Origin of the sequence: Pseudoalteromonas sp. SCSIO 43101 (assembly GCF_023650775.1) — a bacterium.
Lineage (GTDB): Bacteria > Pseudomonadota > Gammaproteobacteria > Enterobacterales > Alteromonadaceae > Pseudoalteromonas > Pseudoalteromonas apostichopi.
In genome coordinates this window covers 2,070,254-2,083,827 of sequence record NZ_CP072673.1, presented here as the reverse complement: position 1 = coordinate 2,083,827, position 13,574 = coordinate 2,070,254, and the positions used below count along the sequence as shown (strand labels likewise).

Here is a 13,574-nt window from a genome sequence, read left to right as displayed (position 1 = left end):
CTGGGCTTTTTGTTTATTAAATGGAATTAAAACTAAGTTAGTTTTAACACCATTTAACAAACGCTTTTAGCTCTTTGTAATAAACACACCTGCTCATTCAAAGCAGCAAAAAGCTAAATCTCTCGTTAACGCACTAACTTAGCGAGCACGGAATACGATGCGACCTTTCGATAAATCGTAAGGAGTCATTTCTACGGTTACTTTGTCGCCAGTTAAGATGCGGATGTAGTTTTTTCGCATTTTACCAGAGATATGAGCCACAACAACGTGACCATTTTCTAGCTCAACTCGGAACATTGTATTTGGTAAAGTATCAAGGACCGTACCTTGCATTTCGATTACGTCTTCTTTCGCCATGTTTAGCGTAACACCTCTTTAATAGTTAAACGCTGCAGATTTTGCCGAAAATACTGCAATAAGTAAAGCTACAGGGCTCATTTTTGTAAATTAAATCGCCAACCACTGATCGCCAATGTGCTTTTGTGCAGGCAAAAATTGGGTTTTATATTTCATTTTATTGCATTCGTCGATTTGGTAACCCAAATAGACGAATTGTTTTGCTTGTTGTTTTGCAAATTTAATTTGCTCCATGATCATGATGCTACCAATACTGTACTGCTCATAATCAGGATCAAAAAATGTATAAATCGCAGAGACTGAGTTGCTCATACAGTCGGTCACAGCAACGGCAACTAACTTATCATCATCCCGTAACTCTATAAAAATTACAGGTAGCCATTGGCAAAACAAAAAGCTTTCGTACTGATTTTGATCAGGTGGAAACATAGAACCATCTTGGTGTCTTTGCGTGATATACTTGCAATATAACGGGTAGTACTCAGCCCGTTCATAATCACTGTAGCTTACAGTAAATATTTTTTTTGCTTTGTTTAGTTTACGTTTTTGTGATTTAGATGGAGTAAATTGCTGGGCTAATACGCGTACTGAGTTGCAAGCCTTACAAACAGGGCAATGAGGACGGTATATTTGGTCACCACTGCGCCTAAATCCCAATGCTAATAATTGCTCAAATTTATCAGGGCAATAACAACTTGGGTCAAGAATAACAAGTAGTTGCTCCTGACGGTCTGGTAAATAGCTGCAATCAAATTGCTGGCTTAAACCAAGCCTAGCGGGTAAGTGCTCAGTCATAAATATTAATCAACTCTTGTGGTTGCCACATATGTTTTTTAGGCACAAAACTGTGCGCTAATTTAAGTCTAGTTAAAAATTCCCTGCGTGGGATAACTTTTGCACCTAAAGTGATTAAATAAGGGTTTTCTAATTGGCAATCAATAAAATGAGCTTGGTGTTTCTTAAGCCAATTAACTAATGCCCACATTGCCAGTTTCGAACCATTACTGACTTCATGAAACATTGATTCACCACAAAATATACCGTTTTGCATGATGCCATACAGGCCAGCAACTAATTTATCTTCATGCCAAATTTCAAGGCTATGAGCGATACCTTGATGGTGTGCTTCGATATAGGCATGCATCATTTGCTCAGTGATCCAAGTTCCTTCTGCATCGATACGCTGTTCACGACAAGCATTGATAACGTGCGCAAATGCGTGATTAACAGTGACACGCACAGGAAAACGCTTTAAATACTTTTTTAAACTGCGGCTAACATGAAATTCATCGAGCTCAAGAATACCGCGCATACTAGGCGACCACCACATAATGGGTTCATAATCACTAAACCAAGGGAAAACACCTGTATTGTAGGCTCTTTGGATACGCTCAACTGATAGGTCACCCCCAATCGCCAACAGGCCATCAGGCTCATCAAGGGCTAATTCTGGATCTGGAAAATCAACTGTCTCGGGCGAGAGTTGGTAAAGTTGCTTGATCATATCAGCGTTATCGTTGTTATTTGTTCTAATTTTAACAAAATTTTAGTTATAAAAAAGGGGCTGTTTTTGCAACAGCCCCAGTAATTAGTGTTTTAGATCAACTAATTTATAGGTTATCTAAGAAACGTTCAGCATCAAGCGCAGCCATACAGCCAGTACCTGCTGATGTGATTGCTTGACGGTAAATGTGATCTGACACGTCACCTGCAGCAAATACACCTGGTACGCTTGTTTGCGTTGCGTTGCCGTTTAAGCCTGACTGAACTACTAAATAGCCGTCTTTCATTTCTAGCTGACCTTCAAACATGTCAGTATTTGGCTTATGGCCAATTGCAATGAATACACCCGCAAGATCTAGATTTTCTGTTTCTTCAGAATCAGTTGCTTTAATACGAATGCCAGTTACGCCCATTTCATCACCAAGCACTTCATCTAAAGTGCGGTTGTAATGTAAAACAACGTTACCGTTTTCTGCTTTTTCTTTTAAACGATCAGCTAAGATCTTTTCACTGCGGAAGCTATCACGACGGTGAATAACGTGAACCTCATCAGCAATGTTTGATAAATAAAGCGCTTCTTCAACAGCTGTGTTACCACCACCTACAACCGCTACTTTTTGACCGCGGTAGAAGAAACCATCACAGGTTGCACAAGCAGAAACACCACGACCTTGGAAGTTAGTTTCTGATTCTAAACCTAAGTATTTAGCAGATGCGCCTGTCGCGATAATTAATGCATCACAAGTATATGTGCCAGAGTCACCAGTTAAAGTGAAAGGGCGTTTTGATACATCAACTTTGTTGATATGATCAAAGACAATCTCAGTTTCGAAACGTTCAGCATGCTCTTTCATACGATCCATTAATGCAGGACCCGTTAAGCCGTGTGCATCGCCTGGCCAGTTTTCAACTTCAGTCGTCGTAGTCAACTGACCACCTTGTTGAATACCAGTGATAAGGACAGGGTTTAGGTTAGCTCGTGCTGCGTATACCGCTGCTGTGTAGCCCGCAGGGCCAGAACCTAAGATTAATAGTTTACAGTGTTTTGCGTCACTCATGTTTTTTCCTAAAAACGTTTCAATACGATGTCTATGCGCCCGATTCTAAGAAAAACAAGGCGGATGTAAACAAAAGCCCTGATTATTTTTTTAGTCAAATCGCTAAGCTGTCAAATAATCCTTACTTATTATAATTTAAATAGCTCTTTTTGCTCACAAAATGGTCTAATTGCCAATTGTTATGCCTTCAAAGTACGGTAATTCATGACCAAGCAATAATTTTTTGATATGTTTTAGCTAATTTTGATATTAGCTCGTGCTATGAGCTAACTAAACGAACAGGCAATTATGGTATTTTGGCAGGAAAAGCCCGCTTTTGGGCTGACTACACAAGACGTACAAGTCTTAACCAATGCAAAAGAGTATCGCACTGAACTATTGCGTTTAATTGGTTCAGCAAAAAACAGGATTTATATTACCGCATTGTATCTTCAAGACGATGAAGCGGGGCGCGAAATATTAACTGCGTTACATCAGGCATCACTTACTAATCCTGATTTAGAAGTAAAAGTGTTGGTTGATTTCCATCGTGCCCAACGTGGTTTGATTGGAGCAGCTAAATCTGATGGCAATGCCAGCATGTATTGTGATTTTCAAGAGCAGTATCAGTCAAATGTGGAAGTATATGGTGTACCTGTAAAGGCAAAAGAGCTTTTCGGGGTTCTGCATTTAAAAGGCTTTGTAATTGACGATACATTATTATACAGCGGTGCAAGCTTAAATAATGTGTACCTTCAGCAAGATGAGCGTTATCGTTTAGATCGCTATTTTTTAGTTCATCAAGCTGGATTATGCAATTCGGTCATCGAATTTATTGAAACTCATCTTTTAAGTTCTGTTGCGGTACCACGCATCGATATGCGCCCACTCGTAAAATTTAACGATATTAAAGTCGCGCAGAAGCAATTGATGCGTGACCTTAAATCGGCAAGTTACGCAAGCGCCGCAGAAGCAAGTGCTGGTGAGCTTGGTGTCCGATTGTTCTTAGGTTTAGGGCGCCGTAGCAATAAGCTGAATCGTTTAATCAAATCGTTATTTGATACCACAGAACAAGAGCTTGTTCTCTATACCCCTTACTTTAACTTTCCTGCACCTTTAATGCGGTCATTACGACGTTTATTAAAACAAGGCAAGCAAGTGACTATTGTCGTAGGTGATAAAACCGCGAATGATTTTTATCTGCCGCCAAGTGAGCCGTTTAGTAAAATTGGTGCATTACCTTATTTATATGAAACCATTTTGTATAAGTTTTTAAAGTCACAAAAACGCCACATCAGTAATGGTAATTTGAATGTTTACCTTTGGAAGCATGAAAGTAATTCTTTTCACTTAAAAGGGATTTGCTCAGATAAGCGCTTACATTTATTAAGTGGGCATAATTTAAATCCGCGCGCATGGGGCTTAGATATCGAAAACGGTATTTTAATTGACGACCCTAAGCAGCATATTCTTGAGCAAATAGAAAATGAAAAACAAGCTATTTTGCAGCATTGTCGTCGTTTAACAGGTCCACAGGATTTAGAGACGATGGATGACTATCCTGCACCGGTTAAAAAGCTATTGGGGCAGGCTAAACGTGTAAAAGTTGATTTTATTATCAAGCGTTTTATTTAGGGCGTGTATATGGTCTCCTCCAACATTGCAAGAATAAACAATGAGTTTTGACAGGGATAGGTTTGCGTTCGTATATCCGGCTTCTTAATTGAAACACTTTGGTTTCGAGCCTCGATGAACTTCGCACATATCGTCCTTATCGTTGACACGAGTTTATCAAACTCACACGCCCTATCAGGTTTTCGATATGTCGGTTTTACCTGTTTGTCATCACTTGATGTTTATTCAGCAATCCTCTGAAGTGAACTCGTTATTCATTGTTAAGCCGTTACCAAATCATCGTTGTAACGACCGCCGTGTTTTAATATCGCCCAACCAACGCGAGCTAACTTATTGGCAAGCGCAACCGCAGCTTTGTTCCTGCCTCGCGTTTGCTCTATTCGCTTTATCCATTTTGCCAGTGGCGTATCTTTGTTCGCACTGACTCGCATAACGGCTCTGGCACCGTGTATCAATAAGGTTCTTAAATACCCATCGCCCCGTTTACTGATACCCAGTAAATTTTGTTTACCGCCGGAACTATGTTGCCTCGGAACTAAACCTATGGAAGCTGATACCGCTCGTCCATTGTTAAATTCACTGCCATTGCCCACATGTTGATAAAACGCACTGGCAATCAATGGGCCAATACCCGGAATACTCTGTAATCGAACACAGGCATCATCTTTACTTAAGTCATGGATTTTTTGAGTATAAACATCCAGGTGCGCTTTAAGCTCTGACAACTTTTTATAGTGTTGTTCCAATAATTCCTTGAACAACTCACTCAACCCATTATTTGCTTCTCTATCGTATAACTCAGGCAAGGCCTTATAAACATTATGTACTCCCAATGGAATGACAATCCCATACTCATACAATAAGCCTCGTATTTCATTACTATTCGCTGTTCTGTCTCGCTCACATTTCTTGCGTAGTACATGCAGCGATTGAATATCTTGTTGGGTTTGGGTTTTTGTTCTAACAAAACGCATTTCTGGTCGCACAACAGCTTCGGCTATGGCTAATGCATCATTAAAATCTGTTTTGTTACCTCTGACATAAGCCTTTACGTGTTGAGGCGCTATTTGTTTTACCCGATGCCCCAGTTTTTCGAGTTCTCTTGCCCAGTAATGTGCACTGGCACATGACTCGACTCCAACTAGGCAATCATCTAGTTGAGCAAAATAATTCAGTATTTCTTTTCTTCTCAGGATTTTTTTCTTAACAATTTTACCTACTTGATTACAGCAAACCACATGACTCACATTCTTTGCTAAATCTAATCCAACTGTTGTAATATTCATCTCGGTCTCCTCGCTTTATTACTTGAATCGTTCAATTCCAAGTTTGGCACATTGCGATGCCGAAAGGGAGGAGACCATTTCATCGTTGACCTTTGTAGATTAAAATTTGTTCTCTCTAGGGGCGATTTAATCGCCTTTAGGAAGACCCCGGACGGCAGAGCGCGTTTGACATTGATACTGCGTTATCGCCTATTTTTGTGGAACGATCACACTATATGGGTTCTGTCTTGCCTAAATATAAAAAAAGCAGCGAAATGCTGCTTTTTTTATATTTAGTTATTAGCTTACTTTTGTTGGGCATCTAAAGATTTACCGTTAACCTCTTTTGAGTCATCGCTCATCAAGTATAGGTAAGTTGGCATTAAATCTTCAGGTGTTGCTAATTTATCTCTATCTTCACCAGGGTAAGCAGAAGCACGCATTGATGTACGGGTAGCACCTGGATTAATACAGTTAACACGAATATTGGTTTTACCTACTTCACAAGCCCAAGTTTGCATCATACCTTCAACAGCAAATTTTGATATAGCATAAGCACCCCAATGTTCACGGCCTTGGCGGCCTACACCTGACGAAGTAAAAATAACAGATGCACTTGGTGATTTGCGAAGCAGTGGGAACATAAATTTAGTGATCATAGCTTGCGCAGTTACGTTAACCTTCATAATATTTTCGAAGGTTGAAACGCAGAAGTGCTCAAGCGGACCTAATGATCCTAAAATACCTGCGTTATTTAATAAGCCATCTAACTTACCGAACTGCATTTCAATGGTTGCTGCTAAGTCTCGGTAGTTTTGTTTAGTCGCACCTTTTAAATCCATCGGTACGATAGCAGGTTGTGGATATCCTGCATTTACGATCTCATCATATACACATTCTAGTTTATTTGTTGTTTTCCCGAGTAAAATAACAGTGGCACCATGCTTAGCATAAGTTAGTGCGGCAACACGGCCAATGCCATCACCGGCACCTGTTATTAAAATTACTTTGTCTTTTAGCGCATTCTCTGCGGCTTTGTAAGTATGCATAAACGTACCATTGATTAGATTTTTCGCCATTTTACCATAGCAAAAAGCCAAGTTATCGAATTTATTGCAAATTAAGGTGGCGAAAATCGAAACTTTACGTTAACTTTAACTGGTCTAATGTCTTATTAATATTCCAATTACATTAAATTAACTTAGAATAATGGTAGTAGAATAACTACTTTTTACCTTGAACACACAATAACAATAAGATTTGCGCGGAGCGAAATTATGAAAAAACTGCTACTTTCACTAGCCATTGCGTCAGCCATTACTGGCTGTGGTGGAGGGGAAACATTAGAAGATGTAAAAAATGATAATCCACCTGTTCTCCCAACCGCGACAGTAAAATTTGACCCAGCAAATAGTGTGATCTCAGTACCAAATGATTTATTAATGAGTGGTACTCTTGATGGCACTTTAAACATGCCAGGTGAATTAGATGACAACAATGTTAGTGTTGAACGTGCAGCGTATGCTGATCCACAACTTGCACTTGGCGCACTTGATGGTTGGTCAACACAAACTCCGTTTAAAATCGATTTAACTTTTCCTGCGGGTATCTCTCTTGATACGGCATCTGCTGCTTCTCCTGGTGCAGTACGTATATTTGAAGTAATCATGGGCGCAAGCCAAACAGATGAAACTTGTTCGCAAGTGCCTGCGGGTATTGCCTGTAAATTGGTGTCTGAATTAACCTTTGGTGTTGACTTTATTACTCAAGGTTCTGGCGATGCTGTGGCTGTGATCCCACTTAAACCGTTCAAAGCTGGTAGTACCTATATTAACGTTTTAACAACGTCATTAATGGACTCTGAAGGACGTTCAATTGAGCCTTCTTCAACTTACGCGTTAGTGAGCGAAGAGACAGCACTTATCACTGATTCACAGAAGTCACTTCAAGCTGTTATCAATAGCTATGAAGATGCAGTGACATCAGGTGGTGCAATCACAAAAGATGAAATTATCTATTCAGCAGCGATGACAATGCAGTCAGCAGGTCAAGTGCTTGGTACAGTTAAGCAACTCCTCGCAGCGAGTCTTTCGCAACCAGCCTTGCCGACACCTATGGTTCAAATTCCTGAGCAACCGGTTATTACAGTCGAGCAAGTATTTGCATCGCAAGGTATTACAGGTGTTTCACCCGTTTTTGGTGGGGTGCAATATCAAAAAGGTAGCGTGATGTTACCTATGTATTTAGCAACTCCTACAGGTAAAACGGTTGATGATTTATCTGCGACTTATTGGCAAGGGCTTTGTGACAGTGGTGTTGCTGTTTTAGGCTATGCAGCTGCAGCGGGTGATTCATTCCCAACCGATCCTATTAGCGAAACTGATGGCCTTTGTATGGCGTTAAGTGGAGGCAAGTTACGTGATTTAGGCTTAGATCAAACAAAACACTTAACTAAGTACAACACAATTCCAAAAACACAAAGCATTGCTAATGTGCCAGTACAAATTACTAAACCAATTTTACCTGTTATTAATGCAGTGCGAGCTCAGCTTGGCTTAGACGCATTGAGCATGCCTGAGACAGGCTGGCCTGTTGTTATTCTTCAGCACGGCATTACTTCTAAAAAAGAAGATATGCTAGCAATTACAGCGCAATTAACAATGCAAGGTTTTGCAACGGCTGCAATCGATCACCCAATGCATGGTGAGCGTGGCGTAGATGTAGACGGTGACGGTACTGACGACTTTAATGCCTCTACAGGTTCTGTACTAAGTTACATGAATTTACAGTCTTTATTGGTAGCTCGTGATAGTTTACGTCAGTCTGTAGCTGATTTGCTTGGTTTGCGTTTAGGCTTGAACTTTACTGGTGCTGCTGATTTAAATGCGCAAGATGTATCATTCTTAGGACATTCATTAGGCTCTGTTGTTGCACCAGCTTTTGTTGCTGTGACTAATGCACCTTTAGCAGCTCAAGTTGACCCAATGTTCAACGTTAAAAGTGTAGCTCTTGCCAGTGGTGGCGGTGGTATTGCAAACTTCTTGATTGAATCAAATACATTTGGTCCTTTTGTACAAGGTTCTGTATTACTTGCGGCTGGTACTGCAGAGTCAGCAGAGTTTGGCGCTTATACTCAAAATGAAGCATTATCTAACTGTGGTTCACTTGCTTCAAATCAAACAGCTTATGTTACATGTGCTTATAAAGAGTACATAGGTTCGTTAACAGTAGCTGGTGAAACCGAAAAATTAGCTAACATTCAAAGTGTGGTAACTCAGTTTGCATTTGCAGCTCAAACAGCGCTTGATAGTGGCGACCCTTCTAACTATGCAGCATCAGTTGCAGCTCTTGGCACACCAGTTTACATGAGTGTAGTTGTCGGTGATGGTGCGAACAATAATGCTGATATGGTTATTCCACCAATGGTAGCGAGTAATCCAATTGCAGGTAGTTTACCTCTTGCTAATCTAATGGGTTTAACAACAGTTGCACAAACACAAGGCCCAACAGCGGACGCAATGAGCTATGTTGTTAAATTTACCAAAGGTCACCACAGCTCAGTCTTAACACCTGTTGCTACACCTGACTCAGGCGCAACGGCCGAAGAAAGTGCTGCAGCAACGGCTGAAATGCAATTGCAAATCGCGACTTTCTTAGCAAGCCGTGGTCAGTATCTTCAGGTTACAAACTCAGATGTTGTCACTGAATAAACGAAACCTTGTTAATTAAGTAATAACCAATTAAGTAAAAAGCCACTTCATGTGGCTTTTTTTTGCTTTAAAGCGTGGTAAATTGTGGCGAATCATTAATAAATGGAGAGTTTGATTGGAATTTTTATACGAATATGGGTTATTTTTTGCCAAGACCCTCACATTTGTCATCGCAATTGCAGTGATTGTTGCCATTATTATGGGCGCTGCAGTGAAACCCAAAGCTAAAAAAGGTGAGATAACAATTGATGACTTAAGTGAACAACTTGACGATTTAAAGCAAAGTTTTATTGAAAACACCCTTTCAAAGAAAGAGCTTAAAGCACACCACAAGCAGCAAAAACTCGAGGCAAAAAAACAGCAAGGCGACGAGCCAAAAGCGCGCTTATATGTCATAGATTTTAACGGCAGTGTTGATGCTCATGAAGTAGAAAGCCTAAGAGAAGAAATTACGGCTATTTTAACTATTGCTGATAAAGAAAAAGATCGCGTGCTTATTCGTCTAGAAAGTGGTGGTGGTGTGGTTCACGGTTATGGTCTAGCAGCATCACAGTTACAGCGCTTACGTAATGCCGAAATTCATTTAACTGTTGCCATAGATAAAGTGGCAGCCAGTGGAGGGTATATGATGGCGTGTGTTGCCAATGAGATTGTCGCAGCACCATTTGCAATCGTAGGCTCAATCGGTGTTATTGCGCAAATTCCTAACTTTAATAAAATCTTGAAAAAGAATGATGTGGATTTTGAGCAAATCACAGCGGGTGAGTACAAACGTACTTTAACTATCTTTGGTGAAAATACCGATAAAGGTCGTGAAAAATTCAAAGAAGAAATTGAACAAACTCACGGTTTATTTAAAACCTTTGTTAGTAAGCAGCGTCCATCTCTTGATATTGATACTGTTGCTACAGGTGAGCACTGGTTTGCAACTCAAGCGTTTGATAAAGGCTTAGTTGACAAGATTGATACCAGTGATGACATTTTATTGAGCCAAGCTAAAGAGCGCCAAATCTTTAAAGTGAAATACCGTATTAAGAAAAATTTAAGTGACAAATTAGCTATAGGTTTAAGTTCGGGTGTAAGTAAAGCGGGTGTGAGTTTAATGTCTCGCTTAAAAGGCTTAAACCCTTAGGTTGTGCTAAATATAAAATTAAAATAAAAAACCCGCTGTTCGAGCTAACACCGATCAGTTAAGGAATTATATTTTTCAGATCAGTTGACCGATCTTTTAGTGGCTTCAGAATACCCTCATTACTATTTTGGAATGAGGGTATTTTCTTGCTTAGTCATTGGTTGTTAGATACGGAGACATTTGTCGCTCCTGACTCCCTTTCTACATTTCAACAGCACATTCCACTTGATTGGATTTCCCAAGTACTTAAACAGACTGATAAAGCCAGTATTCGCAAACGCAAGTTACCTGCTGAGCTAGTTGTCTGGCTTGTTGTTGCGATGGGGCTCTTTCGCGACCGTCCTATTAGCGATGTTGTAGAGAAACTAGACTTAACGCTGACTGAGACGCTTGGCGATACGGTTGTGCCAAGTGCCATTCCACAAGCGAGGCAGCGATTGAGTAGTGAACCGCTTGAAGCACTGTTCAACCTGTGTGCGACACACTGGACGCAGCAAGAAGATAGTTCAGACACTTGGAACGGCTTACGTTTATTTTCTGTCGACGGGACACAGTTTCGTACCGCGGACACACCCGCTCTGAGTGAGCACTTTCACTATATTAAACATAGTAAAACACGCCATACCGAGTATCCCATCGTACGCATGTGTGCGTTGAGCTCATTGAGGAGCAGGTTGATACATCACGTAGCGTTTGGCCCCAGCTATCAAGGAGAGGTGAGCTACGCTAAAGGGTTATCAGAATATGTCAGCGACAACAGTTTAACCATTTTTGACCGATGCTATCTGAGCGCTGAGTTACTGATTAACTGGCGTCTTCGGCATCCGGCATCTCACTGGATGGTACCAATTAAAGGCAACACGCAGTACACCATCATCGAAACCTATTCGGACTATGATTTTAAAGTTGAAATGAAGGTATCTGCCCACGCTAGAAAGCTGGACCCATCATTGCCAGAGCATTGGCAAGCAAGGTTGGTGTTGTACCCTGAGCCTATGGGGCCAGGAAAAATAAGAGGACTATTATGCTCCCTAGAAGACACAAAGGCTTTTAATACCCGTGACATTCTTGATGTTTACTTCGAGCGCTGGGAAATAGAGAATAGTTATGGCGAGATAAAACACCAGATGCTGGAAGATAGTATTCTCCTGCGAAGTCAGACAGTTGAGGGTATCAAGCAGGAACTATGGGGCATATTATTAGCATATAACCTAGTCAGGGTGGAGATAAGTCGCATAGCAAAAGAAGCCAATGTGTCGCCGCTTAGGATCAGCTTCGTTATGGCACTACGCGATATACAAGATGAAATACTTTGGTGTGCAATCGCTTCACCCGGGTCAATCCCCAAAAAGTTGAAGGCGATGAGAGAGAAAGTGAAACGCTATATTCTTCCTGAAAAAAGAAAACGGCCCAAAAGTAGGACCGTTCGCATTTCTAAAACCAGATACACCATTCAATCAAAACATGCTTAACTGAATGGTGTTAGCTGTTCAAGCGGGTTTTTTACTTATAAATAGCCAGTAAATAATTACTTAATCGATTTATGATAGTCTTCTAAATCTTTAGCGGCATTTGGGTCGTTAAATACGTCTTCATCAAATTCCCCTTCAGATTTCGCAACTACACAAGTCACCATACAGTCACCAGTAACGTTGACAGCAGTACGCGTCATATCAAGTAAACGGTCTACACCAATAATGATAGCAATACCTTCTACAGGCAAGCCTACTTGGTTTAACACCATCGCTAACATAATAAGACCAACACCAGGCACACCAGCAGTACCTACAGATGCAAGTGTTGCGGTTAAAATAACCATTAAGTAATCTGAAATTGTTAAATCAACAGAAAATACTTGTGCAATGAATACGGTAGCAACACCTTGCATAATTGCTGTGCCGTCCATGTTAATGGTTGCACCTAAAGGCACGGTAAATGAGGCAACTGAATTATGTGCGCCTAATTTTTTGCTAGCAGTTTCTAGGGTAATAGGCATGGTTGCACTTGAGCTTGATGTGCTAAATGCAAATAGGCAGGCATTTTTCATTTTCTTTAAAAACGTAATAGGGTTAAGACCTGTAAACATTTTTAACAACACACTGTAGTTAACAATACCGTGGAAGAGTAGGGCAAAAACAACTACACCAAAGTACAATGCAAGGCTCTTTATTAGTTTTAAATCTATAGTAGTAAATAGTTTTGCCATTAAAAAGAAAACACCATAGGGTGCAATATTCATAAGCAAAGTAACTAGCTTTAGAATAACGGTATTTAAGTCTTCAAATACATTTGCTACTCGTTGACCCGCTTTACCACTAAGCGCCATCGCTACGCCAAATAATAATGCAAAAACAATAACCTGTAGCATATTACCGCTTGCCATTGCATCAATAGGGTTTGTCGGGAACATACTAATGATAACTTGTGCGAGAGTTGGCGCTTCTTTTGCACTGTAATTAGCATCTGAAGGTAGATTGATACCTTCTCCTGGATTTACAAATAACGCTAAGGTAATAGCAACGGTAATAGCGATTGCAGTAGTCGCTAAATAAAGCAAAATTGATTTACCACCTAAACGTCCTAATTTCTTGGGGTCGCTTAAGCTGCAAGTACCACAGACTAATGATACAAAAACCAGTGGTACCACAAGCATTTTCAAGCTTGCGATAAATATTTGACCACCAACATGGAAAATTCCATCAACGAAAAATGCTTTAATTGGTAAAGAGAATAACCCTAGTGGAATAAGGAAATCGTCTTCACCCGCTAAAATGGCTTGAAAGATAAAACCAACGATTACACCCAGTACCATACCTACCATGATACGAGATGTAAGGCTTAAAGATCGTACTTTTGACATACACCCAGTCTATTTTTTTATAAATTTTGCCATAGACTACCAGCATGAAGATTTTTATACAGAAAAATTCGATAA

At 40.3% G+C, this 13,574-nt stretch carries 11 protein-coding genes; 4 read left to right on the top strand and 7 right to left on the bottom strand.

Annotation, left to right across the window (positions count from 1 at the left end; translation table 11 throughout):
• Positions 1 to 138 precede the first annotated feature (138 nt).
• The 4 genes from infA to trxB form a co-directional block, all read right to left on the bottom strand.
• Complete coding sequence (gene infA / locus J8Z25_RS09690; protein WP_002962494.1) at positions 139 to 357, bottom strand: translation initiation factor IF-1; 219 nt, start codon at positions 355 to 357, stop codon at positions 139 to 141.
• Positions 358 to 447: 90 nt separating this feature from the next.
• The gene (locus J8Z25_RS09685) at positions 448 to 1,152 is read right to left on the bottom strand and encodes an arginyltransferase (protein ID WP_250660968.1); all 705 of its coding nucleotides are present in this window, start codon (positions 1,150 to 1,152) and stop codon (positions 448 to 450) included.
• Positions 1,145 to 1,861, bottom strand: coding sequence for a leucyl/phenylalanyl-tRNA--protein transferase (aat, locus tag J8Z25_RS09680; protein WP_130051327.1), 717 nt, complete (start codon positions 1,859 to 1,861; stop codon positions 1,145 to 1,147). The genes J8Z25_RS09685 and aat overlap by 8 nt, the downstream gene beginning before the upstream one ends.
• A gap of 106 nt (positions 1,862 to 1,967) precedes the next feature.
• A complete protein-coding gene (gene trxB, locus J8Z25_RS09675; RefSeq protein WP_054551466.1) occupies positions 1,968 to 2,918 on the bottom strand; it encodes a thioredoxin-disulfide reductase in 951 nt (316 codons plus the stop codon).
• 288 nt (positions 2,919 to 3,206) lie between these two features.
• Between trxB and pssA the strand changes: the two genes are divergently transcribed.
• Positions 3,207 to 4,532: a CDP-diacylglycerol--serine O-phosphatidyltransferase gene (pssA, locus tag J8Z25_RS09670; RefSeq protein WP_130051328.1), complete on the top strand. Its 1,326-nt coding sequence runs from the start codon at positions 3,207 to 3,209 to the stop codon at positions 4,530 to 4,532.
• Between the two features lie 260 nt (positions 4,533 to 4,792).
• Here the strand turns inward: pssA and J8Z25_RS09665 are convergent, their stop codons facing one another.
• Both J8Z25_RS09665 and J8Z25_RS09660 read right to left on the bottom strand, forming a co-directional pair.
• Positions 4,793 to 5,818 (bottom strand): IS110 family RNA-guided transposase, encoded by a 1,026-nt coding sequence (locus J8Z25_RS09665; RefSeq protein WP_250659740.1) that lies wholly within the window; start codon positions 5,816 to 5,818, stop codon positions 4,793 to 4,795.
• Positions 5,819 to 6,102: 284 nt separating this feature from the next.
• Entirely contained in the window at positions 6,103 to 6,846 is a 744-nt protein-coding gene (locus J8Z25_RS09660; RefSeq protein ID WP_167657869.1) for a YciK family oxidoreductase, read from the bottom strand.
• 228 nt (positions 6,847 to 7,074) lie between these two features.
• Between J8Z25_RS09660 and J8Z25_RS09655 the strand changes: the two genes are divergently transcribed.
• The 3 genes from J8Z25_RS09655 (at position 7,075) to J8Z25_RS09645 (ending at position 12,111) form a co-directional block, all read left to right on the top strand.
• Positions 7,075 to 9,507, top strand: coding sequence for a VolA/Pla-1 family phospholipase (locus J8Z25_RS09655; protein ID WP_178927049.1), 2,433 nt, complete (start codon positions 7,075 to 7,077; stop codon positions 9,505 to 9,507).
• A 115-nt stretch (positions 9,508 to 9,622) separates the two neighbouring features.
• Positions 9,623 to 10,639, top strand: coding sequence for a protease SohB (gene sohB / locus J8Z25_RS09650; protein WP_130051330.1), 1,017 nt, complete (start codon positions 9,623 to 9,625; stop codon positions 10,637 to 10,639).
• A gap of 146 nt (positions 10,640 to 10,785) precedes the next feature.
• The gene (locus tag J8Z25_RS09645; protein WP_250660967.1) at positions 10,786 to 12,111 is read left to right on the top strand and encodes an IS4 family transposase; all 1,326 of its coding nucleotides are present in this window, start codon (positions 10,786 to 10,788) and stop codon (positions 12,109 to 12,111) included.
• 56 nt (positions 12,112 to 12,167) lie between these two features.
• Here the strand turns inward: J8Z25_RS09645 and J8Z25_RS09640 are convergent, their stop codons facing one another.
• Positions 12,168 to 13,499: a dicarboxylate/amino acid:cation symporter gene (locus J8Z25_RS09640; RefSeq protein ID WP_130051331.1), complete on the bottom strand. Its 1,332-nt coding sequence runs from the start codon at positions 13,497 to 13,499 to the stop codon at positions 12,168 to 12,170.
• Positions 13,500 to 13,574: the final 75 nt, after the last annotated feature.